Source organism: Achromobacter sp. E1 (genome assembly GCF_037039475.1).
Taxonomy (GTDB): Bacteria; Pseudomonadota; Gammaproteobacteria; order Burkholderiales; family Burkholderiaceae_B; genus Achromobacter; species Achromobacter mucicolens.
This window is the reverse complement of the sequence record NZ_CP146253.1, coordinates 2,470,088-2,494,705: the sequence shown is the minus strand read 5'-3', so window position 1 is coordinate 2,494,705 and position 24,618 is coordinate 2,470,088. Positions and strand designations below refer to the sequence as shown.

Annotated in this window: 27 protein-coding genes; 20 read left to right on the top strand and 7 right to left on the bottom strand. The window is 66.8% G+C overall.

What is annotated here, in order from left to right; translation table 11 throughout:
* Positions 1 to 23: 23 nt before the first annotated feature.
* The gene (locus V6V88_RS11405; protein ID WP_056316712.1) at positions 24 to 761 is read right to left on the bottom strand and encodes an IclR family transcriptional regulator; all 738 of its coding nucleotides are present in this window, start codon (positions 759 to 761) and stop codon (positions 24 to 26) included.
* A 139-nt stretch (positions 762 to 900) separates the two neighbouring features.
* On the opposite strand from V6V88_RS11405, the gene V6V88_RS11400 reads away from it, so the two are divergent.
* From V6V88_RS11400 to V6V88_RS11370, 7 genes are all read left to right on the top strand, one after another.
* Positions 901 to 1,278: a flagellar protein FlaG gene (locus V6V88_RS11400; RefSeq protein WP_056316709.1), complete on the top strand. Its 378-nt coding sequence runs from the start codon at positions 901 to 903 to the stop codon at positions 1,276 to 1,278.
* A 143-nt stretch (positions 1,279 to 1,421) separates the two neighbouring features.
* Positions 1,422 to 2,810, top strand: coding sequence for a flagellar filament capping protein FliD (gene fliD, locus V6V88_RS11395; protein WP_062841389.1), 1,389 nt, complete (start codon positions 1,422 to 1,424; stop codon positions 2,808 to 2,810).
* A gap of 20 nt (positions 2,811 to 2,830) precedes the next feature.
* The gene (fliS, locus tag V6V88_RS11390; protein WP_062841390.1) at positions 2,831 to 3,259 is read left to right on the top strand and encodes a flagellar export chaperone FliS; all 429 of its coding nucleotides are present in this window, start codon (positions 2,831 to 2,833) and stop codon (positions 3,257 to 3,259) included.
* Between the two features lie 47 nt (positions 3,260 to 3,306).
* Positions 3,307 to 3,657: a flagellar protein FliT gene (locus V6V88_RS11385; RefSeq protein WP_062841391.1), complete on the top strand. Its 351-nt coding sequence runs from the start codon at positions 3,307 to 3,309 to the stop codon at positions 3,655 to 3,657.
* Positions 3,654 to 5,024, top strand: a complete 1,371-nt coding sequence (locus V6V88_RS11380; RefSeq protein WP_223575370.1) for a flagellar hook-length control protein FliK — start codon at positions 3,654 to 3,656, stop codon at positions 5,022 to 5,024. The genes V6V88_RS11385 and V6V88_RS11380 overlap by 4 nt, the downstream gene beginning before the upstream one ends.
* Complete coding sequence (locus tag V6V88_RS11375; RefSeq protein WP_056316694.1) at positions 5,024 to 5,350, top strand: EscU/YscU/HrcU family type III secretion system export apparatus switch protein; 327 nt, start codon at positions 5,024 to 5,026, stop codon at positions 5,348 to 5,350. Before V6V88_RS11380 ends, V6V88_RS11375 begins: the two co-directional genes overlap by 1 nt.
* A gap of 14 nt (positions 5,351 to 5,364) precedes the next feature.
* On the top strand, positions 5,365 to 6,165 hold the full coding sequence (locus tag V6V88_RS11370; RefSeq protein ID WP_062841394.1) for a hypothetical protein: 801 nt from the start codon (positions 5,365 to 5,367) through the stop codon (positions 6,163 to 6,165).
* Positions 6,166 to 6,275: 110 nt separating this feature from the next.
* Here the strand turns inward: V6V88_RS11370 and fliE are convergent, their stop codons facing one another.
* Entirely contained in the window at positions 6,276 to 6,608 is a 333-nt protein-coding gene (gene fliE, locus V6V88_RS11365) for a flagellar hook-basal body complex protein FliE (RefSeq protein WP_056316686.1), read from the bottom strand.
* A gap of 330 nt (positions 6,609 to 6,938) precedes the next feature.
* Between fliE and fliF the strand changes: the two genes are divergently transcribed.
* The 6 genes from fliF (at position 6,939) to V6V88_RS11335 (ending at position 13,719) form a co-directional block, all read left to right on the top strand.
* Positions 6,939 to 8,612 (top strand): flagellar basal-body MS-ring/collar protein FliF, encoded by a 1,674-nt coding sequence (gene fliF / locus V6V88_RS11360; RefSeq protein WP_223575369.1) that lies wholly within the window; start codon positions 6,939 to 6,941, stop codon positions 8,610 to 8,612.
* On the top strand, positions 8,602 to 9,612 hold the full coding sequence (gene fliG, locus V6V88_RS11355) for a flagellar motor switch protein FliG (RefSeq protein ID WP_056316680.1): 1,011 nt from the start codon (positions 8,602 to 8,604) through the stop codon (positions 9,610 to 9,612). The genes fliF and fliG overlap by 11 nt, the downstream gene beginning before the upstream one ends.
* Positions 9,605 to 10,348 carry a flagellar assembly protein FliH gene (fliH, locus tag V6V88_RS11350; RefSeq protein ID WP_280002631.1) on the top strand — a complete coding sequence of 248 codons (744 nt, stop codon included), beginning with the start codon at positions 9,605 to 9,607 and terminating at the stop codon, positions 10,346 to 10,348. The genes fliG and fliH overlap by 8 nt, the downstream gene beginning before the upstream one ends.
* 92 nt (positions 10,349 to 10,440) lie before the next feature.
* Positions 10,441 to 11,868 (top strand): flagellar protein export ATPase FliI, encoded by a 1,428-nt coding sequence (fliI, locus tag V6V88_RS11345; RefSeq protein WP_056318674.1) that lies wholly within the window; start codon positions 10,441 to 10,443, stop codon positions 11,866 to 11,868.
* Positions 11,861 to 12,316, top strand: coding sequence for a flagellar export protein FliJ (gene fliJ, locus V6V88_RS11340; protein WP_056316675.1), 456 nt, complete (start codon positions 11,861 to 11,863; stop codon positions 12,314 to 12,316). Before fliI ends, fliJ begins: the two co-directional genes overlap by 8 nt.
* A gap of 23 nt (positions 12,317 to 12,339) precedes the next feature.
* Entirely contained in the window at positions 12,340 to 13,719 is a 1,380-nt protein-coding gene (locus V6V88_RS11335; RefSeq protein WP_338619284.1) for a flagellar hook-length control protein FliK, read from the top strand.
* On the opposite strand, the gene V6V88_RS11330 is transcribed toward V6V88_RS11335, so the two are convergent.
* Positions 13,716 to 13,874 carry a hypothetical protein gene (locus tag V6V88_RS11330; protein ID WP_338619283.1) on the bottom strand — a complete coding sequence of 53 codons (159 nt, stop codon included), beginning with the start codon at positions 13,872 to 13,874 and terminating at the stop codon, positions 13,716 to 13,718. The two genes, V6V88_RS11335 and V6V88_RS11330, sit on opposite strands and share 4 nt — an antisense overlap.
* A gap of 14 nt (positions 13,875 to 13,888) precedes the next feature.
* On the opposite strand from V6V88_RS11330, the gene fliL reads away from it, so the two are divergent.
* The 7 genes from fliL (at position 13,889) to fliR (ending at position 18,350) form a co-directional block, all read left to right on the top strand.
* On the top strand, positions 13,889 to 14,533 hold the full coding sequence (gene fliL / locus V6V88_RS11325; RefSeq protein ID WP_056316670.1) for a flagellar basal body-associated protein FliL: 645 nt from the start codon (positions 13,889 to 13,891) through the stop codon (positions 14,531 to 14,533).
* Between the two features lie 2 nt (positions 14,534 to 14,535).
* Positions 14,536 to 15,543, top strand: coding sequence for a flagellar motor switch protein FliM (gene fliM, locus V6V88_RS11320; protein ID WP_152384178.1), 1,008 nt, complete (start codon positions 14,536 to 14,538; stop codon positions 15,541 to 15,543).
* Entirely contained in the window at positions 15,536 to 16,078 is a 543-nt protein-coding gene (gene fliN, locus V6V88_RS11315) for a flagellar motor switch protein FliN (RefSeq protein ID WP_056316662.1), read from the top strand. The genes fliM and fliN overlap by 8 nt, the downstream gene beginning before the upstream one ends.
* 11 nt (positions 16,079 to 16,089) lie before the next feature.
* Positions 16,090 to 16,413: a flagellar biosynthetic protein FliO gene (gene fliO / locus V6V88_RS11310; RefSeq protein ID WP_056316659.1), complete on the top strand. Its 324-nt coding sequence runs from the start codon at positions 16,090 to 16,092 to the stop codon at positions 16,411 to 16,413.
* An 88-nt stretch (positions 16,414 to 16,501) separates the two neighbouring features.
* On the top strand, positions 16,502 to 17,239 hold the full coding sequence (fliP, locus tag V6V88_RS11305) for a flagellar type III secretion system pore protein FliP (protein ID WP_056318673.1): 738 nt from the start codon (positions 16,502 to 16,504) through the stop codon (positions 17,237 to 17,239).
* 18 nt (positions 17,240 to 17,257) lie between these two features.
* The gene (gene fliQ / locus V6V88_RS11300) at positions 17,258 to 17,527 is read left to right on the top strand and encodes a flagellar biosynthesis protein FliQ (RefSeq protein ID WP_056316656.1); all 270 of its coding nucleotides are present in this window, start codon (positions 17,258 to 17,260) and stop codon (positions 17,525 to 17,527) included.
* A 34-nt stretch (positions 17,528 to 17,561) separates the two neighbouring features.
* On the top strand, positions 17,562 to 18,350 hold the full coding sequence (fliR, locus tag V6V88_RS11295) for a flagellar biosynthetic protein FliR (RefSeq protein WP_128828151.1): 789 nt from the start codon (positions 17,562 to 17,564) through the stop codon (positions 18,348 to 18,350).
* A gap of 32 nt (positions 18,351 to 18,382) precedes the next feature.
* Here the strand turns inward: fliR and V6V88_RS11290 are convergent, their stop codons facing one another.
* The 4 genes from V6V88_RS11290 to V6V88_RS11275 all read right to left on the bottom strand — a co-directional run bounded on the left by V6V88_RS11290 (position 18,383) and on the right by V6V88_RS11275 (position 24,548).
* The gene (locus V6V88_RS11290; protein WP_062840926.1) at positions 18,383 to 19,978 is read right to left on the bottom strand and encodes a PAS domain-containing methyl-accepting chemotaxis protein; all 1,596 of its coding nucleotides are present in this window, start codon (positions 19,976 to 19,978) and stop codon (positions 18,383 to 18,385) included.
* Between the two features lie 332 nt (positions 19,979 to 20,310).
* Positions 20,311 to 22,035, bottom strand: a complete 1,725-nt coding sequence (locus V6V88_RS11285) for a methyl-accepting chemotaxis protein (protein ID WP_062840925.1) — start codon at positions 22,033 to 22,035, stop codon at positions 20,311 to 20,313.
* 135 nt (positions 22,036 to 22,170) lie between these two features.
* Positions 22,171 to 22,638, bottom strand: a complete 468-nt coding sequence (locus V6V88_RS11280) for a hypothetical protein (protein WP_338619586.1) — start codon at positions 22,636 to 22,638, stop codon at positions 22,171 to 22,173.
* 29 nt (positions 22,639 to 22,667) lie between these two features.
* The gene (locus V6V88_RS11275) at positions 22,668 to 24,548 is read right to left on the bottom strand and encodes a methyl-accepting chemotaxis protein (RefSeq protein WP_338619281.1); all 1,881 of its coding nucleotides are present in this window, start codon (positions 24,546 to 24,548) and stop codon (positions 22,668 to 22,670) included.
* Positions 24,549 to 24,618: the final 70 nt, after the last annotated feature.

Genomic DNA, 24,618 nt, shown 5'->3' with positions numbered 1-24,618 from the left:
ACCCGCCCGCAGGCGGGCGCGGTTCAGGCCTGCTGCTCCAGCCCCGTGCAGGCCGCCCTCAGGATCCGGGCATACGATTCCTGCTCCGGCTCGATCCGGTAGATCGGGCCACCCACCGAAATGGCGTAGTGTTCGCCGGACAGCGTGACCGGCCAGGCGATCGCGCCCACGTCGGCGATCGACTCGCCGCTATTCATGAACCATCCCCGCTGCCGCGAGGCGTCCAGATCCGCGAGCAGCGCCTCGCGGGTCACCAGGGTGCGCTCGTTGTACCGCGTCATGGGGATGCCCGCCAGCAACGCATCGCGCGCCGCGTCATCCAGCAGCGACAGCAACGCCTTACCCAGCGAATTGGCGTGAACGTCCTTGAACTCGCCGGCAACCGGCGCGTATCGGATCGTATGGGGGGAGTCGAGCACATCCAGGTACACGACACGGCCGTCGGCCGACAGCTTGGCGAAGACCACCGTTTCGCGCGTGGCGTCGCGCAGTTCGACCAGGCTGGGATACACCCGGTCCAGGACAGGATCGGCCCGCGCGATGCGCTGGGCCATGGCGAGCAGCCGGCCGGTCGGGTAGTAGCCCTGGCGCCTTCCGGTTTCATACAGGTAGCCCAGGCTGGTGAGCGTGCGGATCAGCGCCAGGCAGCTGGAGACCGGCACGTCCAGCAGGCGGGCCAGTTCCGACAGGGGCAGCGCGCGTTTCTCGCGGGCGTAGGTTTCGATGATTTCGATAACTCGCAACGCCGTCTTGACACTCATTGCCCGATCCAGACTCTTAGCACGTGAACCATCCAGTTGCGCGGGGCTAAAGTTCGCCCCGAGGGTGCCGTTATGGTAACTGAGAATTTCCTGAAAACAGCGCGTTCTCCGAGACGCCCCCCTCGCCGTTGGAGTGATCATGGCCGTAACCCCGTTAGCCCCCGCAGCGTTCGCGTCGTTACCGGTTTCGACCGTTATCGCCACGCCCGACCCTTCCGCCACCGCCACGCCCGCACCTGCCAGCAGCAACAGCAGCGGCTCCGGCAACGCCACGTCGGATCAGGCCAATGCGCAGAAGATGCCGCTCGATAAGGCGCTGGACGAGATCAACGAACAGATGAAGGCCTGGTCGACCCAGCTTCAGTTCGAGATCGACCCGAATGTGCACCAGGTGGTTGTGTCCGTGATCGACGCCGAGTCGGGTGACGTCCTGCGCACCATCCCCAGCGAAGCGGTGCTCAAGATCGCCAAAATGATCGTGAACATGCAGGGAAACGGTATCAAGACCTCGGCCTGATCCGGCACTTAAAACGCCGTTCGCCAAAATTGAAGCGGGGCCCGGCACGAGAACCGTCGAAATAGGCCCGCCTTATGCCTTTACCCGGCCGATAGCCGGGACCACATTTTTGTCAGAATTGCATCGCTAGGAAGGAACTTCACATGGCCACCATCACCAACCTCGGTTCGAATTCAGGCTTGCCCCTGGAGGACATCCTCTCGAAGCTGGAAGCTGCCGAGGAAAAGAAGCTGCAGCAGTACACCGTACGGCAGACCAGCTTCGAAACCCGCGTTACGGCATACGGCCAGCTCAAGAGCGCCGTGGAAGCCGTGCAGAAGGCTGCCGCCGCGCTGGGCAAGCCCGAGACGCTGGGCGCCGTGAAAGGCAGCGTGACCGGCGGCGACGCCCTGACCGCGACCGTGGCTGCCGAAGGCGCCGTGGCCGGCCAGTACACGATCAACGTGAAGAACGTTGCCACCTCCCAGACCCTGCAATCGGGCGCGGTCGCCGACCGCAAGGCGTCCAATGGCGCCACCGGTTCCTTTGAAATCGAACTGGCCGACGGCACCAAGAAGACCGTCGACCTGAAGGACGACACCTCGCTGAACGGCATCGTCAAGGCGGTCAACGCCGACGACTCGCTGGGCGTGCGCGCCACCGTCATCACCGACGGCGACGGCAAGAGCTACCTGATGATGACCGCCAAGGACACGGGCGTGCAGGCGTCGGTCAAGTCCATCACGGTGACGGGCGACCAGTCGCTCAAGGACGTCCTGAACTACAACACCGACGCTGCCGACACCAGCGCGAAGATGACGGCCACCGCCGCTGTCGACGCTGAAATCGACATCAACGGCATCACCGTCAAGAGCGGCACGAACAATATTTCGACCGCCATCGACGGCGTCACGCTCAACCTGTCGTCCAAGACCGAAGCCGGCAAGCCCATCACGCTGAAGCTGGAAAGCGATCCTTCGGTGGCCAGCAAGGCGATCCAGAGCTTCGTGACCGCCTACAACACGCTGCAGACGACGATCAAGAACCTGACGGCTTTCGACGCCGCCGCCGCCACCAACCAGCCGCTGACCGGCGACGGCACGACGCGCGCCATCCAGTCGTCGCTCGCCAGCGCCCTGCAGTTCGTGACGGGCGAAGGCACACTGCGTTCGCTGGCCGACCTGGGCATCACGACCAACCCGCAGACGCGCCAGCTGACGCTGGACCAGACCAAGCTGGACAAGGCGCTGTCCACGAACGGCGCGGACGTCTCGCGCATGCTGACGGGCGAAAACGGCCTGGCCGCCAATTTTGAAAAAGCGACCAAGGACATCCTGAGCGACACCGGCTCGATCAAGACCAAGACCGACGGTCTGGCCAAGTCGATCGCCAACGTGAAAGATCAGTACACGCGCGCGAAGGCCGCTGGCGAAGCTTCGCTGGAGCTGATGCGCGCGCAGTTCGTCCAGTTGGACAAATTCGTTGCGCAGCAGTCGGTCACGGCCAACTACCTGACGCAGCAGTTCGCGGCCATGAACAAGTCGACGAAGTGATAACCGAGAAGATGCATTAAATGACGTACGCCGCGCGCCGCCCCACAGGCTCATACTCTGTCCGCTCCTACGCCGATATCGGCCTGGAGACCCAAGTGATGAGCGCCACCCCGGAAAGGCTGATCACCCTGCTTTACCAGGGTGCGCGCGCGGCAATCGGACAGGCTCGCCTGCATCTGCAGGAAGGGCGGGTTGCCGAGCGCGGCGCAGCGATCACCAAGGCCATCAAGATCGTCGACGAAGGCCTGAAGATGGGCCTGAACATGGAAGCCGGCGGCGACATCGCCGCCAACCTGAGCCGGCTTTACGACTACATCGTCCGCACCCTGCTCATGGCAAACCTGAAAGCCGACGTCGAGCAGTTGGACATTGCGGACCGCCTGCTGGCGGACCTGGCCGACGCCTGGCAGACTTCCATCGATCGGCCTGCCCCGGGCGCAACGCTTTGATGGCCCCCATAACCGCTATTGCCAGCCATCGATCGCCCGAGATTTCTATGACGTCGCTCACCCAGTCTTCCACCATCCTGGAACAGTACCAGGAGATCGCGCTCTCAACGAGCGAGATGTTGACGGCCGCCCAGGCCGGCGACTGGGACACCGCACTCATGCACGGCCAGCTCTATTGCGAGCAGGTCGAGCGCCTGCGCCATGCCGAACCCGTCAATCCGCTGGACGAAGCCGGGCGCAGCATGAAGTACGACTTGCTTGTGCGCATTCTTGAAAACGATGCCATGACGCGCGACCTGGCGCTGCCCCAGTTGGCGCGGCTGGGCGAACTGCTGGGACGCATGAAGCGCCAGCAGACCCTGCTGTCCGCCTACGGCAACCAGGCGCCCGACGAATGAGCATCGGTCCCGCCGCGCTCGGCAACGTCCTGGTGCAGCGGTTGGACGCCGTGCTTGGCACGACGATGTCCGCCGCCAACGCCAACCAGATTTCGGGCGCGCGGCCCGACGCGGTCAGCCAGCCCAACAGCCCCGAGAAAGCCGGGCCTTCGGACGGCTCGGCGCGCGATCCCCGGCAAGGCATACAAACTGGCGGCGCCCGAGGCGACCGCCAGAATACTGTTGTCGACCCCAAAACCGCCGCCGCGCTGGCACTGGCCGCGCGCGGCCTGGTCACCAGCAGCGACACGACCGCCTCGGCCCCGACCACGCTGGGCACGACGGCCCGCACCATCCTGGCCCTGCTGGCCCAATACCCCGAAGCCGCGCCGGCCGTGCAAGGCCGAGCGCCCTTGTGGAGCGCCGATGCGCAGGGCGGACAGCAACCCGGCGGCGCCGCCCCGGGCAGCCAGGCCGGCCCGGCCCAACCCGGCCAACCCGCGCAGGCTGGCCAGCCCGGCCAGCCCGCCACCGCACCGGCAACCCCGCTGCCCGCTGCCGCCGCCACGCCTGCCACCACCCCGGGCGCTACCCCGGGCGCCTCTCTTTCTGCGTCCGCAGACGCCGCCAGCGCCAAGCCGGCCACGCATCCGGCTGGACAATCTGGTGGCGCGAAAGGCGCCGACGCCGTCTCGCACGCCTCGCTTGCCGCCAGCGGCCCGTCTGCCCGCGCCCTCGGCCAGGCCTTGCGCAATGCATTGCAGACCAGCGGTCTGTTCTACGAATCGCATCTGACCGACATGGTCTTCGGCCGCAAGAATCCGTCCACGCTGGAGAACGAGCCGCAAGCCCGGCTGTCTCGCGACACGGCCTCGCACGCCAACGTCCAGGCGCGCGGCCGCACCGAAGCGGCCAGCGCCAGCCGGTCCGGCGGCGGCGCCGAGGCGCCGGCGTCCTCGGGCGGCTCGGCGGCGTCGTCCACGCCCGGTGCGCCGATCAGCGGCATCCATCAGGATCTGACGGTGCTGGTGCGCCAGCAGCTGGACGTGCTGGCCAATCAGACGGTGAACTGGCAAGGCGAAGCCTGGCCCGGCACGCAGATGGAATGGGAAGTCGAACGCGACCCCTACGGCGCCGACCGTGAATCCGCGGTTCCCACCTGGGCCACGCGCGTGAAGCTGGATCTGCCGCGCCTGGGCCTGGTGGACGCGCGCCTGAACCTTGCGGGCGACCAGATCGTGCTGCAGCTCATTGCGCCGCACAGCGCCTCCGAGATCAACGACTCCTCGGACATGCTACGCTCGCGCCTTCTGGCTGCCGGCCTGACCCTGAGCAATCTGACGGTAAGCGTGGTTGAACCCCGCCCCGTCATCCCGACCGATTTCTGATGAACACCCCTTCCTCCCCCGCGGACGCCGGCCCGAACGCCAACCGCAACGCGGCGGTCGCCATCTCGTACGACGAAAGCGACGGCGCGCCCCGCGTGGTGGCCAAGGGCTACGGCCAGCTGGCGGACACGATTGTCCGCGCGGCCGAGGAAAACGGACTGTACGTGCACGAATCGCGCGAACTGGTGGGCTTGCTCATGCAGGTCGACCTGGACGCGCATATTCCCCCCCAACTCTATGTCGCGGTGGCAGAATTGCTCGCCTGGCTGTACCGCCTGGAATCGCGCGACATACCCCAGGCCGCGCGGCCCGAAATCTCTACCTAAGGACGATCACCGTGTTGGATGCCGCCGATCCGGAATTCCTGCTGACCCGGCCGGAAGACATGCGCTCAGCCCTTTTCGAGCTGACGCACCCCGACAGCCACATCCTGGTGCGCGATGCCGCGGACCGTGAGATTGCCGTGCTGATCCTGGGGGCCGACAAGCAGACCCGCCAGTTCTTCTGGCGCCCGCGCGACTACGATGGCGCGGACTTCGAGCAGTCGGACAGCATGGGCCTCCTGAGCGGCACGAACTTCCACTTCCACGCCACCGCCTATGGCGGCGTGCAGATCCGCTTTCGCGTCCAGCGTCCTGAAGTCATCCACTTCGATGACGGCAGCGCGGCGCTGATGTCGCCCTTCCCCGATCGCCTGGCCCGAATCCAGCGGCGCAAGATGTTCCGCGCCTCGATGATTACCAGCGCCAACCGGTGCTTCGCAACGTGGCAACCGGCGCCGGCGGACAAGCCGGTGGGTTTCACCGTGCGCGACATTTCAGTGGACGGCGTGGGCCTGCGCGTGGGACTGGCCGTGGGCGAGCTGCCCGAGCGCGGCACGGTGATGCAGGACGTGGAGCTGGATTTCGGCGAACTGGGCAAACTGAGCGCCGACCTGGAAGTGCGCAACATCTATCCGGTGTCGGGCCAGCCGATGGCCGCCGCCGACGGCAGCGACGGTGAAGCGCCCAAGCACGTGTCGCTGACGGGCGAACCCCCGGTCAGCCATGTGGGCGCCCTCTTCATGAACCTGAACGCCCGCCAGGAAAACTGGCTGCAGCAGGTGGTGTGGCGCCTGGAGAAAGGCGCGCAGCGCAACTGAAACGGCGTCTTGCGGGCTCGTGGCGTGCCCCTGATGGCGCGACCCTGATGACACCGCTGCAACGCAAAAGGCCTTCCCCGCGGGGAAGGCCTTTGAACTGCTTGCCGGCCTTACACGGCCATCGACGAGATTTCCTTGTAGGCGGCAACCAGCTTGTTGCGCACCTGAACCGCCGTCTGAAAGCCCAGGCTGGCCTTCTGCAGGTCGATCATGACGTCGTTGAGCGAGATGTCGGGCGCGCCCAGCTCGAAGGCCTTGGCCTGGTTGCTGGCGGCGTTCTGGGCGGAGGTCACGCGACGGATGGAGCGCTGCAGTTCCGCGGCAAAACCGTCGGGTTGCGCGACGCCCTCGCCGGCGGACAGATTACCCGTCTCCGCCTTGCTCACGACCGCGCGCATCTGCTGGAGCATGCCTTCGATGCCGGACAAGCCTGATACAGCCATTACCTATTCCTTGCTGGTGGGGATTACGCCAAATTGAAGACGCAGCGTAACGCCGATCCGGGCGGTCCATAGCCGACAAGAACCGCCAAAAAACCCGATATTTCAACGAATGCGAACGTCCCCCACAGGGGATGCGGCCCCGCTTTGCGCCTCGTCATCGACATAGGGCTTAAGTAACGCCAAAAAACGGCTGTTTTCATCGATTGGGATTGGTGTCTCAGGGGCAATAATCCACGCTCTCCCCAGACCAGAAGCACGTTGCATGTGTAATCGGCCCTACCCAGACATGAAGTCATTTTCCCTGCTCCGCGAAGCCAGCGGGAGCCGTCAATGAATCAGCAGGCTACCCTGAGCTCGTCGCTTCTGGCCAAGTTCCCCGTGCTGGAACGGGTCCGCGCGCTTCCCAAGCCCGTCCTGCTCGGCGCCGCCGCGGCCCTTGTCGCGGCGATCGTCGCCGTGGCCATGTGGAGCAGCGAACCGAAGTACAAGGTCCTGTTCTCGAACCTGGACGACCGTGATGGCGGCGCCATCGTGACGGCCCTGGGCACGATGAACGTGCCCTACCGTTACAACGAAAACGGCACCGCGCTGCTCGTGCCCGCCGACCGCGTCTATGACGCCCGGCTGCAGCTGGCCTCGCAAGGCCTGCCGCGCGGCGGCTCGGTCGGCTTCGAGCTGATGGACAACGCCCGCTTCGGCGCCAGCCAGTTTGCGGAACAGATCAACTACCAGCGCGGTCTGGAGGGCGAGCTGGCCCGTTCGATCGAAGCCATGAACACGGTGCAGCACGCCCGCGTCCACCTGGCCATGCCGCGCCAGTCGCTGTTCGTGCGCGAGCGCCAGGCGCCCACCGCCTCCGTGCTGCTGAACCTGTACCCGGGCCGCAGCCTGAGCGATGCCCAGGTGTCCGCGATCTCCTGGCTGGTGGCTTCCAGCGTGCCGGAACTGACCGCCGAAAGCGTGTCCATCGTCGACCAGAACGGCCGCCTGCTGTCCGCCCCGCTGGGCGAAGGCCGCGGCATGGACGCCGACCAGCTTCGCTTCGTGCGCGAGATCGAGCAGCGCACCGTCGAGCGCATCCTCACCATCCTGAATCCCCTGGTCGGCCCCGGCAACGTGCACGCCCAGGCCACCGCCGACGTCGACTTCTCGCGCCGCGAGGAAACGTCCGAGGTCTACCGTCCGAACCAGGAACCTGGCCAGGCCGCCGTGCGCAGCCAGCAGACCAGCGATTCCACCCAGCGTGGCGTCGGCCCCGCCCAAGGCGTGCCCGGCGCGCTGTCGAACCAGGCGCCCGCCAACGCGCAGGCGCCCATCGCCAATCCCCCGCAGCAACAGCCGCCCCGCCCCGGCCAGCCCCCGCAGGCGGCCAACGCGCAGCAACAACAACAGCAGCAGACCGGCACGCAGGCCCCCGCCGGCAACCTGAACGAACGCCGCGACGCGACGACGAACTACGAAGTCGACCGCACCATCAGCCACATCAAGCAGCCCGTGGGCAACCTCAAGCGCATGTCGGTGGCCGTGGTCGTGAACTACGTGCGCGACAAGGACGGCGAACTTCAGGCCTTGCCGCCCGAGGAACTGAACAAGCTCACCAACCTGGTGCGCGAGGCCATGGGCTATTCCGAAGGCCGTGGCGACTCGCTGAACCTGGTCAACAGCCAGTTCAACGACGGCCCGCCGCCGCTGCCGATGTGGCGCGATCCGGAAATGATCTCGCTGTTCAAGACGATCCTGCTCTGGCTGGTCGGTGGCGTCCTGGCCCTGTGGCTGTACCGCAAGATTCGCCGCTCGGTCACCGAGTACCTGTACCCGCCGGTGGATCCGGAACAGGCCGAAGCCGAGCGTGCTGAGGCCGCCCGCGAGGCGCAGGACCTGGCCCGCGCCAAGGAAACCGATCGCTATCAGGACAACCTTGAACGCGCTCGCACCATGGCCAACAAGGATCCGCGCGCCGTCGCGATGGTCCTGCGCACCTGGATGACCAAAGATGAAAAATGATTCCCTGCCAATGGACGGCATGACGCGCAGCGCCGTCCTGATGATGTCGCTGGGCGAAGACGCCGCGGCCGAAGTGTTCAAGTACCTGAGCGCCCGTGAAGTGCAGCAGGTCGGCGCCGCGATGGCGAGCCTGAAGCAGGTCACGCGCAACGACGTCGCCGTCGTGCTGGAAGAGTTCCGCCAGGAAGCCGACCAGTTCATGGCCGTGACGCTGGGCTCGGACGACTACATCCGCAGCGTCCTGACCAAGGCGCTGGGCAGCGACCGCGCAGCCGGCCTGATCGAGGACATCCTGGAAGCCGGCGACGGCGGCAGCGGCATCGACGCGCTGAACTGGCTGGATCCGAACACCGTGGCCGAGCTGATCGGCGACGAGCACCCGCAGATCATCGCGACCATCCTGGTGCACCTGGAGCGCGACCGCGCCGCCGGCGTGCTGGCGCTGTTGACCGACCGCCTGCGCAACGACGTCATGCTGCGCATCGCCACCTTCGGCGGCGTGCAGCCGGCCGCGCTGTCCGAGCTGACCGAAGTGCTGAACTCCGTGCTGGCCGGCCAGGGCGCCAAGCGCAGCAAGATGGGCGGCGTGCGCACCGCGGCCGAGATCCTGAACATGATGAACTCGACGCAGGAAGAGACCGTGGTCGCCAGCCTGCGCGAACGCGACAACGACCTGGCGCAGAAGATCATCGACGAGATGTTCGTCTTCGACAACCTGCTCGACGTCGAGGACCGCGCAATCCAGCTCATCCTCAAGGAAATCGACAACGACACGCTCATGGTCGCGCTCAAGGGCGCCCAGGAAGAGCTGCGCGCCAAGTTCCTGCGCAACATGTCCAGCCGTGCGGCCGAAATGCTGCGCGAGGACCTGGAAGCCCAGGGCCCGATCCGCATGTCGAAGGTCGAGACCGAACAGAAGAAGATCCTGCAGATCGCCCGCCGCCTGGCGGAAAGCGGCCAGATCGTGTTGGGCAACTCCGGAGACGACGCGTATGTCTGAAGCGGACAACGGCGCGGCGACGCTCATCTCGCGCAGCGCCGCCTGGCGGCGCTGGCAGATGCTGTCGTTCGACGAGCCGGCGCCCGTCGAAGTCGAACCCGAGCCGGAACCCGATCCGGGCCCCGATCCCGCCGTGGTGATGGCGCAGTTGCGCGCCCAGGCGATTGCGGAAGGCCACGAGGAAGGCGTCACGCGCGGTCATGCCGCCGGGTTCGAAGCTGGCCAGCAGGCGGGCTATGAGGCCGGTCTTGCCGCCGGCCGCGAAGCCGGCCACGCCGAAGGCCTGGCCCAGGGCCGCGAACAGGGCGCCGCCGAAGCGCAGCGTCTGCATGCGCTGGTGGAAGCCTGCGCCGTGTCGATCGGCGCGCTGGAAGAAAAGATGGGGCAAAGCCTGTTGACGCTGGCCCTGGACATCGCCCAGCAAGTCGTGCGCACCACCCTCGCCGAACAGCCCGAATCGGTGGTGAACGCCGTGCGCGACGTGCTGCACATCAATCCGACGGCCGGCGGCCAGATGCGCCTGTGGGCCAATCCGGACGATATCGAACTGATCCGCCTGCACCTGGCCGACGAATTGAAGGAAGGCCATTGGCGCGTGCTGGCCGATGAATCCATTCTGCGTGGAGGCTGCCGCGCCGAGACGCCTTTCGGCGACATCGACGCCACCTTGCAGACCCGCTGGCGCCGCGTGGCCGCCTCGCTCGGCCGCAACGCCTCCTGGGAGGAGCCGGTGTGAACGGCAATCCGGCCTCCGAGCAACCCGGCCAGGCCGGCGCGCCCCTCGCGGGCGCCCCGGCCGTTTCCGCGTCCGCCAAGCCGACCGCGCCCGTGCTCGACCGCTGGCAGACGCAGCTTGAGATCGGCTCGATCCGCGCGGCGTCCACCGATCCGTGGCTGGTCAGCGGCAAGATCACGCGCGCGACCGGCCTCGTGCTGCACGCCACCGGCCTGCGCCTGCCCGTCGGCGCCGCCGCCCGCATCGAGATCGCGCGCGGACACGACCACTGGGCCGACGCCGAAGTCGTGGGCTTTGACGGTCACACGCTGTACCTGATGCCGCAGGCCGACATTTCCGGCCTGCCGCCCGGCGCGCGCGTCGTGCCCGGCGAACCGCCCGTGCAGCGGCAGATTCCGCTGCCGCGCAAGGCCGAACTGAACGGCAACGCCAAGCCTCAGCTTGGCCGCCACCTGCCGGTCGGCAACGCCCTGCTCGGCCGCGTGCTGGACGGCGCGGGCCGTCCGCTCGACGGCCTGGGTCCGCTGACCGGCGCCGAACTGGCGCCCCTGTCTGCCCAACCGATCAACCCGCTGTCGCGCGCGCCCATCGATACGGTGCTGGACACCGGCGTGCGCGCCATCAATGGGCTGCTCACGGTCGGCCGCGGCCAGCGCATGGGCCTGTTCGCCGGTTCCGGCGTCGGTAAATCCGTGCTGCTGGGCATGATGGCCCGCTACACCAAGGCCGACGTGATCGTGGTCGGCCTGATCGGCGAACGGGGCCGTGAAGTCAAGGAATTCATCGAGCACAACCTGGGCCCGGAAGGCCTGGCGCGCTCGGTCGTGGTGGCCGCGCCGGCCGACGTGTCGGCGCTGCTGCGACTGCAAGGCGCCGCGTACGCGACGCGCCTGGCCGAGCATTTCCGCGACCAGGGCCTGGACGTGCTGCTGATCATGGACTCGTTGACCCGCTATGCGATGGCGCAACGGGAAATCGCGCTGGCCATCGGCGAACCGCCCGCCACCAAGGGCTATCCGCCGTCGGTGTTTGCCAAGCTGCCCACGCTGGTGGAACGCGCGGGCATGGGCGCGCCCGGCCCGTCCGGCAAGGCCGGCTCCATCACGGCGTTCTACACCGTGCTGGCCGAGGGCGACGATCAACAGGATCCGATCGCCGACTCGGCGCGCGCGATCCTGGACGGCCACGTCGTGCTGTCGCGCCACCTGGCCGAATCGGGCCACTACCCCGCCATCGACATCGAAGCGTCGATTTCGCGGGCGATGACCTCGCTCATCACGCCGCAGCAGTTCTCCATCGTGCGCCGCTTCAAGCAAAGCCTGTCGCGTTACCAGCGCAACCGCGACCTCATCGCCGTGGGCGCATACGCCGCCGGCAACGACCCGCAGCTGGACGACGCCATCGCGCGCTACCCGCGCCTGGAAGCCTTCCTGCAGCAGGACATCGGCGAGAACGTCGGGTACGAAGACGCCGTCAATCAATTGCGAGCCAGTTTCGAATCACGGGACACTTATGCCTAGCCAACTGCCTCTGGACATGCTGATCAACCTGGCCAAGGAAAGCACGGACGAAGCCGCGCGCCTGCTCGGCCGGCTGACCGCCGAACGCAGCAATGCGCAACGCCAGCTTTCCATGCTGCACGACTACCGCCAGGACTACCTCGAGCGCCTTCAGACGGCGATGACGACCGGCATGGCCGCCAGCGACTGCCACAACTATCAGCGCTTCATCGGCACGCTGGACGACGCGATCGGCCAGCAGCAGGGCGTGCTGCGCCAAGCCGAGGAAAACCTGTCCAAGGGGCAGCTCTATTGGCAGCAGGAAAAACGCAAGCTCAACTCCTACGATGCCCTGGCGCAGCGCGAACAGCGCGCCCAGGCGCTGGTGGAGTCGCGCCGTGAACAGCGCGCCAACGACGAATACTCCGCCCGCCTGGTCCAGCGCCAGGCCAGCGGCATGCAGCATTAAGCAATACTCACAGGAAGCTTTAGATGACCGCTCCCCTGCCCTTGCCTTCGATCGCGCCGGCCTCTCCGGCGCCGGTCAACGACGCGCGCGGCGCCAAACCGGCTGCCGGGAACAAGAAAGATAAAGGCCCCGCCTTCTCCGACGTCCTGGCGCAACAGCGTCCGGCGCAGCGGCGGCCCAACCAGGCCGCCGACGCCCGGCCCGCGAACGGCAACAGCAAGACGCCGTCCAGGGACGGCAAGCCCGGCGATCCGGCCGCCACGGCCGAAGGCGCCGCCGCCGGCGCCATCAATGACGCGGTGCAGACCGCCGCCCAGGCCGAAGCCGGCGCGCTGGCCGTCGCGGCGCAGCTGCCCGTGGCCCCGTCCGACCTGCCGCAACAGGCCCTGGAGATCGCGGCCCAGGCCGCCGAACAGGTGCAGCTTGCCCGCGGCAATGCCGCTGCGGCCGTCACCGCCATGAACCAGGGCGCCGCCGTGCTGACGGCCGCGCTCAATGCCGCCGACACGTTGGCGCCGCAGGCCGCGCAGCTGACGCCGGTGGCCGCGACCGCCGGCCAGGCGCAAGACGCCGCCGCCCAGATCGCCCGCGACGCCGAAGCCGCGCTGCCGGTCCTCACCGCCGCGGTCAAGCCGGGTTCCGCGCCCGTTGCCCAGGCGCCTGCCGATCCCAAGGCGACGGTCAAGGCCGACGCGCTCAAGGCGGCTGCCGACCTGCCTCTGCCGCGCGTCGCGCGCGAGACGCCCGCCGACCCTGCCGCGCCCGCGCCGCAGACCCACGTGGCCGATGAAGATCAGCCCGATCTGCTGGCCGGCACGACCCCGCAATTCCAGGCGCCGCAGCATGGCGCCACGCCGCACGAGGCGCTTGGCGCCGCGCTTGCCGCCGCCACCCAGCGGCAGGCCCTGCCGGTCGTCAACCAGGCCGCGCTCGCGCAGCCGGTCGTACCCGTCGTGCTGCAAGTGGCCACGCCCGTCGGCGCCACCCACTGGGGCACCGAGCTTGGCCAGCAGATGGTCATGATGAGCAACAACGTGCGCCAGGGCATGCAGACGGCGGAACTGCGCCTGGATCCCCCGGACCTGGGCCCGCTGCGCGTCAGCCTGAACCTGGCCGATGGCGTGGCCAGCGCCTCGTTCGTGTCGGCGCACGCCTCCGTGCGCCAGGCGATCGAAGTGGCGATTCCGCAGTTGCAGCAGGCGCTCGCCCAGGCCGGCATCTCGCTGGGCCAGACCAGCGTCGGCGAACAGGCCGCGCAGCAGGAATTCGCGCAGCAGAACGGCAGCGGCTCGCAGCGTCAGCAAGGCGGCAATGCCGTCGTCGCGGACGGCGTGGCAGAGTCCGCGCAGCCCGCGGTGACGGTGTCGCGCAACGCCAACGCATTGGTCGACACGTTCGCCTAATGATCCGGCAGCCCGCGCCCGGCAACGGATGCGGGCGGTGCAGCAATAGCTTGAGATACGCGGCTTTCGCCCTGTTTTTCGCCTCCAAGCGGCGGCGTGAATTCGGGCAGAATGCTTTCATCCACTAAGAATCCGTTTTCACCAGCGGCATACACGCATCGAACTCCAGATGGCGACTATCAAACCCATTCCCGCGCCGGCGCGCGACGCGAAGTCCTCCGGCGGCATTGGCCGCATCCTTCGGCCGCTGCTGGCGATCCTGGTGCTGCTGCTGGTTGCCGCGGCCAGCGCCGGCGCGACCTGGTTCATCACGCAGCGCCTGCAGCAGCCGCAAGGCGGCGCTCCGGTGCAGCTTGGCGTGGGCCAGGTGCCTGGCGGCCAACCCGGCCAGCCGGGTCAGCCCGGTCAGGCCGGCGGCGTGCAAGGCCAGCCAGGCCAGGGCCCGCAGGCCACGCCGACGACCTTCGTCGCGCCGTCCGCCACCCCGATCGCCGTGCCCGCGCCCATCTTCGTGCCGATCGAAGCCTTCACGGTCACGCTGCAGAACGCGGACACGGAACGCATCATGCACGTCGGCCTGACCCTGCGCGTAAGCGACGAACAGACCCGCACGCGCCTGGAAAAGTACATGCCCGAAGTGCGCAGCCGCATCCTGATGGTGCTGTCGTCGCAGTCGCCCACCGCCGTGCAGACGCAGCAAGGCAAGAACGACATGGTCGCGGCCATCAAGCAGGCTGTGAACCGTCCCTTCTCGCCCCTGCCTGACGGCCAGTACGTGACCGACGTGCTGTTCACGGCGTTCGTGGTGCAATAAGCATGGCCTACGAGGCGTTTCTTTCGCAGGACGAAGTCGATGCGCTGCTGGCCGGCGTCACCGGCGAGAGCGATAGTAAAAAGGAATCCGACGGCCAGAATGCCGGCGCGCGCGCCTACGACTTGAGCTCGCCCGAGCGCGTCGTACGCCGCCGCATGCAGACGCTGGAGCTCATCAACGAACGCTTTGCGCGCAACATGCGAAACGTTCTGCTGAACTTCATGCGCCGCAGCGCCGACATCACCGTCGGCTCGATCAAGATCCAGAAGTACGCGGACTTCGAGCGCAACCTGCCGGTTCCCAGCAATCTGAACATGATTCAGATGAAGCCGCTGCGCGGCACGGCGCTCTTCACTTACGACCCGAATCTGGTGTTCCTGGTCATCGACAGCCTGTTCGGCGGCGATGGCCGCTACCACACGCGGGTCGAGGGCCGGGACTTCACCACCACCGAACAGCGCATCATCCGGCGCCTGCTCAACCTGACCCTGGAAAGCTACGGCAAGTCATGGGATCCGGTCTATCCGATCGAGTTCGAGTACGTCCGTTCGGAGATGCACACCAAGTTCGCCAGCATCACCGGCAACAACGAAGTGGTGGTCGTCTCCTCGTTCCACATTGAATTCGGCGCGACCGGCGGCGACCTGAACATCTGCCTGCCTTACTCGATGATCGAGCCGGTGCGCGATCTGCTGACGCGCCCGTTGCAGGAAACGACGCTCGAGGAAGTGGATCAGCGCTGGTCGCAGCAGCTGTCGCGCCAGGTGCGCAGCGCCGACATCGACGTGGTCGCGGAATTTGCCCGCATCCCGTCGTCGATCCGCGAGCTGATGAGCCTGAAGGTCGGCGACGTCCTTCCGGTGGACGTGCCCGAAACCGTCATCGCCCACGTCGACGGCGTGCCGCTGATGGAATGCGGCTACGGCGTCTTCAACGGCCAATACGCCCTGCGCGTACAAAACCTGTTTACCCACGATACAGAACCCAACGAGGCCTCTGACCATGACTGACAAGAACGAGCCCGGCACTGGCTCGTCCCCGGCCGACGACTGGGCCGACGCGCTCGCCGAACAATCCCGCGCCAACCCGCCCACGCAAGCCGACGGTCTGAAGCCGCAGGACGACTGGGCCGCCGCGATGGCGGAACAGGCCGCCACGCCGGCGGCGGCTGCCCCCGCGCCCGCCGCCCCGGCCCCGGCCGCCGCACCGGCTGCGCCCGCGCAATCCGCGGCGCAATCGGTGTTCAAGCCGCTGGCTGGCGCCACGTCCGGCCAAGGCACCGACATCGACCTCATCATGGACGTTCCCGTCCAGTTGACGGTCGAGCTGGGCCGCACCCGGCTGACCATCAAGAACCTGCTCCAGCTGGGCCAGGGCTCCGTGGTCGAACTCGACGGCCTGGCCGGCGAGCCGATGGACATCTTCGTCAACGGCTATCTGATCGCCCAGGGCGAAGTCGTGGTCGTCGAAGAAAAGTACGGCATCCGCCTGACCGACATCATCACCCCGTCCGAGCGGATCAACCGCTTGAACAACCGTCGTTGAACCCTGGCGCCATGACCGAACCTGCTCTGCTGCGCGTCATCGTCGGCCTCGTGCTGGTGGTGGCCGCCATCCTGGTCTCGGCGTGGCTTGCCAAGCGCGCCGGACTGGTGCAACGCGGCGGCGGCAATCTGCTGCGCCAGGTTGCCAGCCTGCCGGTCGGTCCGCGCCAAAGCGTCGTCGTCGTCGAGATCGAAGACACCTGGCTGGTGGTGGGCGTTGGCCCGAACCAGCTCACCACCCTGCATACCCTGCCCGCCGGCCAGTTGCCGGAGGGTTCGCCTTTGCCCACGGCCGCCTTTGCGGCCAAGCTGGGCCAGGCACTCAAGCGCCGCTAAGGCACAACGCCCCGGCGCGATTCAAGCGATACCCATGAGTTTGCCTACCCGCACGACATTCGCACGCGCCGGCCAGCGCGCGCTGCCCATGCTGGCCGCCGCCGCGGTGCTGGGCCTGGCCTTCTTCCCGGCCGGCGTCGTGGCCCAGGCCACGCTGCCCGCGCTGACGGCCACGCCGGGCGCGGACGGCTCGCAGACGTACTCGCTCAGCATGCAGACCATGCTGCTGATGACGTCGCTGTCCTTCCTGCCGGCGGCGCTGCTGATGATGACGGGCTTCACGCGCATCATCATCGTGCTGGGCCTGCTGCGCAGCGCAATGGGCACCGCCATGTCGCCGCCCAACCACGTGCTGATCGGCCTGGCGCTGTTCCTGACCTTCTATACGATGTCGCCGGTGTTCGACAAGATCTACACCGACGCCTACAAGCCTCTGTCCGAAGGGACGATCCAGTTCGAGGCTGCGGTCGAACGCGCCGCGGGTCCCCTACGCACGTTCATGCTGCACCAGACGCGCGAGAACGACCTGTCGCTGTTCGCCAACCTGGCCAAACAGCCGGCGCTGGAAGACCCCTCGCAGGTGCCGATGCGCATCCTGGTCCCGGCCTTCATCACCAGCGAACTGAAAACCGCCTTCCAGATCGGGTTCACGATCTTCATTCCCTTCCTCATCATCGACCTGGTGGTTGCCAGCGTCCTGATGGCGCTGGGCATGATGATGGTGCCCCCCGTCACCGTGGCGCTGCCGTTCAAGCTGATGCTGTTCGTGCTGGCCGACGGCTGGAACCTGCTCATGGGCTCGCTTGCCCAGAGCTTCTACCAGTAACGCCGCAAGGAGATCGCCATGACTGCCGAAACCGTCATGACCATGACCTACCAGGCGATGAAGGTCGTCCTGGCGATGGCCGGTCCCCTGCTCCTGGTCACGCTGGTGGTGGGTCTGGTCATCAGCATTTTCCAGGCCGCCACGCAGATCAACGAAATGACGCTGTCGTTCATTCCGAAGCTGCTGGCCATGTGCGGCGTGCTGGTGCTGCTGGGCCCGTGGCTGATCGGCGTCATGGTCGACTACATCCGGCAGCTCATCGGCCAGATCCCCATGCTGGTGTCCTGAGCGGCGCCCGCCGCCGGACACGGGTTGCCACGCCATGTTCTCTTTCACGCTCGAGCAGCTCAACGGCTGGGTCGGCCAGTTTCTCTGGCCGTTCGTGCGTATCCTGGCGCTCGTGGCCACCGCGCCCCTGTTCTCCGAATCGCTCATTCCCGTCAAGGTCAAGATTGGCCTGGCTTTCGTGCTGGCAGTGGCGATCGGGCCCGCGCTCGATGCCATGCCGCCGGTGGCGCCCGGATCGTACGCGGGCCTCTGGATGGTGATGCAGCAGGTGCTGATCGGCATCGCCATGGGCTTTACCATGCGCATCGTGTTCGCGGCGGTGCAGACCGCGGGGGAATTCGTGGGACTGCAGATGGGTCTGTCGTTTGCGTCGTTCTTCGATCCCAGCTCGGGCGCCAACACCGCCGTGCTGTCGCGCCTGTTCAACATCGTCGCGATGCTGACCTTCCTGGCGCTGGACGGCCACCTTCTCGTCCTGGCGGCCCTGGTGCGGTCCTTCGATACCTTGCCGATTGCCACGATCCAGCTGCACCAGAATGGCTGGGGCACGGTCGTCGAATGGGGCAAGACGGTGTTCGTGTCGGGCCTGCTGCTGGCGCTGCCGCTGATCTGCGCGCTGCTCACCATCAACCTGGCGATGGGCATCCTGAACCGCGCCGCCCAGCAGCTTTCCGTGTTCTCGGTGGGCTTTCCCGTCACGCTCATCATCGGCGTCACGGTGCTGACCATCGTGCTGCCTCACGCCGGCCCGTTCCTGGAATCGCTCTTCGAATCGGGCCTGACCGCGATGAGCCGCGTCGTGGACGCCCTGGCGGGACGCTAGCGGGGCCGGCGAGCGGCCCCGCCGCCAGCCGCTCAGTGCTGGCCCACCACGCGGAAGACGCGGATGGTCTCGCGCAGCGCGCCCGACTGATTGCCCAACTGCGTCACCGCGCCGCCCAGCTCCTGCACGAGCGCCGTGTTCTGCTCGGTCATCACGTCCATCTGCGAGACCGCGGTGTCCACCTGCTCGATGCCGGTCGACTGTTCCTGCGAGGCGCGCGAGATCTCGCTGATGATGGCCGTGACGCGGTGCACGGCGTCCACGATCTCCTGCATCGTCGCGCCAGCCTGTTCGGCCTGTGCCGAGCCTTCCGTCACGCGATCGACCGAGTCCTCGATCAGCGACTTCACTTCCTTGGCCGCCTGCGCGCTCTTTTGCGCCAGGCTGCGCACCTCGCCCGCCACCACCGCAAAGCCCTTGCCGGATTCGCCGGCCCGGGCCGCTTCCACCGCCGCATTCAGCGCCAGGATGTTGGTCTGGAAGGCGATGCCTTCGATGATGCTGACGATGTCGGCGATCTTGCGCGAGCTGTCTGAAATGCCGTGCATGGTGTTGACCACCTGCCCGACGGCCACGCCGCCGCGCCGCGCAACGTCCATGCTGCTGGCGGCCAGGTCGTTCGCCTGCCGCGCGTTGTCGGCGTTCTGACGAACGGTCGAGGTCAGTTGCTGCATGCTGGCGGCGGTCTGCTGCAACGACGCCGCCTGCCCCTGAGTGCGGCCGGCCAGCTCCTGGTTGCCGCGGGCAATGTCCACGGCAGCGTGCGTCGTGCCTTCGATGCCGCGGTACACATCGTACGCGATGCCGATCAGGCTCTTGCGCATCACTTCCAGCGAAAACTTCAGGCTGCCCACCTCGTCATCCGACTCGGGCACGATCTGCGTGGTGAGATTGCCGGCCGCTACCTGGCGCGCCATGTTGGCCGCGTCCAGCATCGGATCCAGGAGCGAACGCGCCAGGCTCCAGCTCATGCCGTAGATGGCGGCAACGGCCAGCGCTATCGCGCCGCAGCCCAGCCCCGCGCCCCACGGCGACAGGCTGTCCCAATTGGCGTGCAGCCCATAGGCGCCCGCCGCGGCGACGAAGCCGGCCGTCAGCGTGGCGTGGCGCAGCATGCGGTTGCGCACGCCGGACCGGAACGGAAACGCCAGCACGTCCAGCCCGCGTCGCCAGCCGGCGCGCACGGGGCGGCCGCGCAGGATGCGCACGCCCTTGGCCGTGCCCTCGCGCATGCGCGCATAGAGTTCCTCTGCCATCTCGACCTGCTCTTCCGACGGGCGCACGCGCACCGACGAATAAGCCACGACCTCGCCGTTCTCGACGATCGGCGTGGCGTTGGCCAGCACCCAGTAAAAGCCGCCATCCTTGCGGCGGTTCTTGACGACCCCCAGCCAGGACTCGCCAGCCTCCAGGGTTTCCCAAAGATCCGCGTAGGCCTCCGGGGGCATGTCGGGATGGCGCACGATGTTGTGCGGCTTGCCGATGAGTTCGTCGCGCGTGAAGCCGCTGACATCGACGAACGCAGGGTTGGCATAGACGATGCGGCCCTTGGTATCCGTGCGCGAGATCAGGTATTGATCCTCGCGCAGCTTGGTTTCCACATTGGTGACGGGTAGGTTGACGCGCACGGCTTGTCTCCGGGTTTACAACATATACGACAGCAGATTGAGCGGCATGCAACGGTCGCGATGCGAGGCAACGGTGCACTCCCGCGGGCTTGGTCTGGCGCCCGATCCCCCGGTCACCATCGATCACTGTGTTTTCGGCCTGACGCATCAGGCGTTGCCAATGTTTACGGTCATAAAGCAGAAAACTTAACGTGCTTATGACCGCGATCAACGTCCTTATAACCGCTGGAAATAAGTCACGCGATGGCTGCCGGATCCGAGCATTGCGGACGTAAAAAAGCCGCGCCCGATCCCGCATTTGCGGGATCGGGCGCGGCCCGGAACAACAACGATCAGTTCAGCGACGGCGCGGCATAGCCGCCGAGCTGATGCGCAGGCACTTCAATGACTTCGCCCGCGTTGATCTTGAACACGGCCACTGCTTCGGCCAGGCGCTGAGCCTGTTCCTGCAGCGATCCGGCGGCGGCCGCGGCCTCTTCCACCAGCGCCGCGTTCTGCTGCGTCACTTCGTCCATCTGCGAAACCGCGCGGTTCACCTGGTCAATGCCGCTGGACTGTTCCTCGGACGCCGCCGAGATCTCGCCCATGATGTCCGTCACACGCTTCACCGACGCCACGATTTCCTGCATGGTCGCGCCGGCGCGTTGCACCTGCTGCGAACCGGCGCCCACCTTGGAGACCGAGTCCTCGATCAGACCCTTGATTTCCTTGGCGGCCTGGGCGCTGCGCTGCGCCAGCGAGCGCACTTCGCCCGCCACCACCGCAAAGCCCTTGCCCTGTTCACCGGCACGCGCGGCTTCCACCGCCGCGTTCAGCGCCAGGATGTTGGTCTGGAACGCGATGCCGTCGATCACCGACACGATCTCGGAAATCTTGCGCGAGCTGGCCGAAATGCCTTCCATGGTGTTGACCACTTCCGACACGGCGGAGCCGCCGCGTTCGGCCACATCAGACGCGCTGGCCGCCAGCTGGTTGGCCTGGCGCGCGTTGTCGGCGTTCTGCTTCACGGTCGAGGCCAGCTCTTCCATCGAGGCAGCGGTCTCTTCCAGCGAAGCGGCCTGCTCTTCCGTGCGGCTGGACAGATCCGTGTTGCCCGCGGAAATCTCGCGCGAGCCCACCGTGATCTCGTCCACGCCGCGGCGCACCGTCGACACCGTGCGCGTCAGGCTTTCCTGCATGCGCTTGAGGGCGGCGAACAGCTGGCCGATTTCGTTGTGCGAACGCACTTCCACACGGCCCGTCAGGTCGCCGGCGGCGATCTTGTCGAAGTGCTGGCCGGCCTCGACCAAGGGGCGCACGACCAGGCGGCCGAACAGGATGCGGGCAAGCACCATCAACAAGAGGGCCAGCGCCACGGCAATGCCCACGGCGATCATGGCCAGCTTGAAGTTCGCTTCGGCCTGATCGATCGTCTGGCGCTGCTGATCGGCGATGTACTTGTCGAACTGAGCGATTGCCTCGATGAAGGCGGCGCTGCGCGGCGTGCCGTATTCGTTGTTCACCATGTAGAACGTCGAATAGTCTTCGCTGCGCAGGGCTTCGACCATCGTGTCCACGCCGTCGTCGATGTACGAGCGATAGCGGCGCACCAGGTTCATCGACAGCTGGCGGCCGGTGTCGTCCTCGAGCATGTTCTTCTGGAAATCGGCGAAGCGGCTGCGCACGCCGGTCAACAGGTCGGTGGAACCCTTGAGCGCGGCGGCCGCGTCACGCGCCGAATTCTCGCCGCTGCCCCAGCCGGACTCCTGCAGGTGACGGGCGGCCACCATCAGGCCAACGCGTGCACGCAGCATGTCGCTGTTGATGATCTCGACCTGCTTGGCGCGCTCGGTCAGCGCATTGACCTCTCGGATCGATTCATAGTTGCTTTGCAGGAAGTAGGCGGCCAAGCCCCCCACTGCTGCGATCAGCAGCGCGAAAAACGCCATCACCCACAGCAGCATCGTGCCGACGCGCGCATCGCGCAGCCTCAGTTTGCGCTTGACCTTGGGTGCGCGCGCGGCTTTTTTCTTGCCCGCCTTGCCGGCCTTTGCGCCGGATTCGAGACTCGCTTCCATTTATTTCCCCATCCCTCAGGAACTGCTCTGACCAAATGAAAAACCACCCGTGGGACACGCCCTGTTACACAGGGCTTGCACTCAGGGCGACGAACATCGGGCTTGGGGCCCGATGTCTTCTGCTGGACTGCGGGGCTACTTGCCCTGCGGCGCCAGACCGGCCGGTTCTCCCGGACCCGGAATGTAGATGGTTTGCACCTCGGGGGCCACGGCGGGTTGGGCCCAGTCCTGAGTGATCTCAGGCGCAGGGGCCGGTCCCAACAATTTCTGGCGTTCCCAGGGTTCCAGCAGAATATTGGTGCTGTCGACGAGCCGCATCAGCCGGCCATCGGGGCCGAACTGCAGCAGCGCTTCCTTGCGGCTGTACAGGCCGTCGGCGACAAAGGTGATTTTGTGGGACCAGAGCATCAGCACCGTGCCGTCGCTCTGTTTGAACTGTTGGGCAGGCGGAGCGGTCAGCGCGCGCGCGGCCTCTTCCACCGTCGTCTGACCGGGCGTCAAGGTCGACAGCTTGCTCGGATCGAAGTTATGACCCGTTGCCGCGCAACCCGCGACAAAGGCCACAATCGCGGCCGCTGCCAGAAGATGTAGATAACCTCGCATACCCTGCCTATTTGCCGGTCTACCCGGCGTCAGAAAGATTCCCAATCGTCGTCCGAAGGCGCCTGCCGCCGGCTTGCGGCCGTTGCGGATGCGGGCTTCGGGTCGGTCTTCGCGGCGGGCGCGGAGCGCGTCGCCGCCGGTCTGCGTGGCGGCCGCGCCGCCGAGGCGCCTGCGGCCGGCTCGGACTTGGTGGCCGTGCTGTGCGCCAGCCGCACCGCGGCCGGCCTGGCTGGCGGCTCGGCGGGCGCAGGCTCGGGCGCCCGCGCGGGTGTCCCGGCAGCCGCCGGCGCCGCCACGCGGGCGGCCGGCCGATGCTGTTGGGCCAACTGGCGCGCCGGCACTTCGATGACTTCGCCCGCATTGATCTTGAACACGGCCACCGCTTCGGCCAGGCGCTGGGCCTGATCCTGCAGCGAACCGGCGGCGGCCGCGGCCTCTTCCACCAGCGCTGCGTTCTGCTGCGTCACTTCATCCATCTGCGAAACCGCGCGGTTCACCTGGTCGATGCCGCTGGACTGTTCTTCGGACGCTGCCGAGATCTCGCCCATGATGTCCGTCACGCGTTTCACCGAGGCCACGATCTCCTGCATCGTCGCGCCGGCGCGTTCGACCTGCTGCGACCCGGCGCCGACCTTGGAGACCGAGTCCTCGATCAGGCCCTTGATTTCCTTGGCCGCCTGGGCGCTGCGCTGCGCCAGCGAACGCACCTCGCCCGCCACCACCGCGAAACCCTTGCCCTGCTCACCCGCGCGGGCCGCTTCCACGGCGGCGTTCAGCGCCAGGATGTTGGTCTGGAACGCGATGCCGTCGATGACCGACACAATCTCGGAAATCTTGCGCGAACTGGCCGAAATGCCTTCCATCGTGCTGACCACTTCCGCCACCGCCGAACCGCCGCGCTCGGCCACGTCCGATGCGCTGGCCGCCAGCTGGTTGGCCTGGCGGGCGTTGTCGGTATTCTGCTTGACGGTCGACGCCAACTGCTCCATCGATGCCGCGGTCTCTTCCAGGGAGGCTGCCTGCTCTTCCGTGCGGCTGGACAGATCCGTGTTGCCCGCCGAGATCTCGCGCGAACCGACGTTGATTTCGTCCACGCCACGGCGCACCGCGGAAACGGTCCGCGCCAGGCTTTCCTGCATGCGCTTGACTGCCGCCATCAACGCGCCGACCTCGTTCGTGGAATTGACGTCCACCCGCACGGTCAGGTCGCCGGCGGCGATCTTGTCAAAGCTCTCGCCCACGGCGCGCAGCGGACGCAGCACGACGCGGTTCATGAAGAGGAACGCGCCCAGCGACACGGCCAGGATCAGCAGCGCCAGGCCGATATACACGTAGGTCATCGTCGACGCCTGGGCGCGCGACGCATTCACCATGTTTTCGCTGTACTTGTTGATGTTGGCGGCGAAATCGCTGAGCTGCTTGAAGAACGCGCCGCTGGCGGCACCCGCCTTGGTGTTCTTGAGCGACAGGTAGGTCGCGGCATCGCCCTTGTCCAGGGCGGTCATCATGCTTTCCAGCGACTCGGCAAAGCCGTTGAACGCGGAAAGCAGCTGGCCTTCCGACGCGCGGCCAATGTCGGTGGCCTTCGGAATCGCCTTGAAGGTCTCCATCTTCTTCTTGGAGTCCGCGATCAACTGCTGGACGATGCGCGAGTTCTCGGCGGCGCCGCTCGTGTCGCCAGCGGCGCGTTGCGCGGCGGCAATGTCGGCGCGCACGGTCGCGCGCAACATCTGGGTGTACGAATCCTTGATCAGATTGCTCTGCTGCACGCTCAGAGAATCCAAGGCGTCGATCGCCCGGGCATTGGACTGCATGCTGTTCCAACCCAGGACAATGGCAACGAGCGCGGCCAGGGCAACTGCCAACTGGGCCAGCATCAATCCGGTGCGCACCTTCAGATTGCTAAACATTTCCGTAGTTCCGGTAGCCGTCCCAGCGGCGCTTTCGAGGCCGCCGGGCCGTAAAAGGGGTTTTCCTCTA

What these genes read in the sequence shown, in the direction of transcription:
- V6V88_RS11405 (WP_056316712.1), bottom strand. Translation starts at nt 761, where the DNA reads ATGAGTGTCAAGACGGCGTTGCGAGTTATCGAAATCATCGAAACCTAC.
- V6V88_RS11400 (WP_056316709.1), top strand. Translation starts at nt 901, where the DNA reads ATGGCCGTAACCCCGTTAGCCCCCGCAGCGTTCGCGTCGTTACCGGTT.
- fliD (WP_062841389.1), top strand. Translation starts at nt 1,422, where the DNA reads ATGGCCACCATCACCAACCTCGGTTCGAATTCAGGCTTGCCCCTGGAG.
- fliS (WP_062841390.1), top strand. Translation starts at nt 2,831, where the DNA reads ATGACGTACGCCGCGCGCCGCCCCACAGGCTCATACTCTGTCCGCTCC.
- V6V88_RS11385 (WP_062841391.1), top strand. Translation starts at nt 3,307, where the DNA reads ATGACGTCGCTCACCCAGTCTTCCACCATCCTGGAACAGTACCAGGAG.
- V6V88_RS11380 (WP_223575370.1), top strand. Translation starts at nt 3,654, where the DNA reads ATGAGCATCGGTCCCGCCGCGCTCGGCAACGTCCTGGTGCAGCGGTTG.
- V6V88_RS11375 (WP_056316694.1), top strand. Translation starts at nt 5,024, where the DNA reads ATGAACACCCCTTCCTCCCCCGCGGACGCCGGCCCGAACGCCAACCGC.
- fliE (WP_056316686.1), bottom strand. Translation starts at nt 6,608, where the DNA reads ATGGCTGTATCAGGCTTGTCCGGCATCGAAGGCATGCTCCAGCAGATG.
- fliF (WP_223575369.1), top strand. Translation starts at nt 6,939, where the DNA reads ATGAATCAGCAGGCTACCCTGAGCTCGTCGCTTCTGGCCAAGTTCCCC.
- fliG (WP_056316680.1), top strand. Translation starts at nt 8,602, where the DNA reads ATGAAAAATGATTCCCTGCCAATGGACGGCATGACGCGCAGCGCCGTC.
- fliH (WP_280002631.1), top strand. Translation starts at nt 9,605, where the DNA reads ATGTCTGAAGCGGACAACGGCGCGGCGACGCTCATCTCGCGCAGCGCC.
- fliJ (WP_056316675.1), top strand. Translation starts at nt 11,861, where the DNA reads ATGCCTAGCCAACTGCCTCTGGACATGCTGATCAACCTGGCCAAGGAA.
- V6V88_RS11335 (WP_338619284.1), top strand. Translation starts at nt 12,340, where the DNA reads ATGACCGCTCCCCTGCCCTTGCCTTCGATCGCGCCGGCCTCTCCGGCG.
- fliL (WP_056316670.1), top strand. Translation starts at nt 13,889, where the DNA reads ATGGCGACTATCAAACCCATTCCCGCGCCGGCGCGCGACGCGAAGTCC.
- fliM (WP_152384178.1), top strand. Translation starts at nt 14,536, where the DNA reads ATGGCCTACGAGGCGTTTCTTTCGCAGGACGAAGTCGATGCGCTGCTG.
- fliN (WP_056316662.1), top strand. Translation starts at nt 15,536, where the DNA reads ATGACTGACAAGAACGAGCCCGGCACTGGCTCGTCCCCGGCCGACGAC.
- fliO (WP_056316659.1), top strand. Translation starts at nt 16,090, where the DNA reads ATGACCGAACCTGCTCTGCTGCGCGTCATCGTCGGCCTCGTGCTGGTG.
- fliP (WP_056318673.1), top strand. Translation starts at nt 16,502, where the DNA reads ATGCTGGCCGCCGCCGCGGTGCTGGGCCTGGCCTTCTTCCCGGCCGGC.
- fliQ (WP_056316656.1), top strand. Translation starts at nt 17,258, where the DNA reads ATGACTGCCGAAACCGTCATGACCATGACCTACCAGGCGATGAAGGTC.
- fliR (WP_128828151.1), top strand. Translation starts at nt 17,562, where the DNA reads ATGTTCTCTTTCACGCTCGAGCAGCTCAACGGCTGGGTCGGCCAGTTT.
- V6V88_RS11285 (WP_062840925.1), bottom strand. Translation starts at nt 22,035, where the DNA reads ATGGAAGCGAGTCTCGAATCCGGCGCAAAGGCCGGCAAGGCGGGCAAG.
- V6V88_RS11280 (WP_338619586.1), bottom strand. Translation starts at nt 22,638, where the DNA reads ATGCGAGGTTATCTACATCTTCTGGCAGCGGCCGCGATTGTGGCCTTT.
- V6V88_RS11275 (WP_338619281.1), bottom strand. Translation starts at nt 24,548, where the DNA reads ATGTTTAGCAATCTGAAGGTGCGCACCGGATTGATGCTGGCCCAGTTG.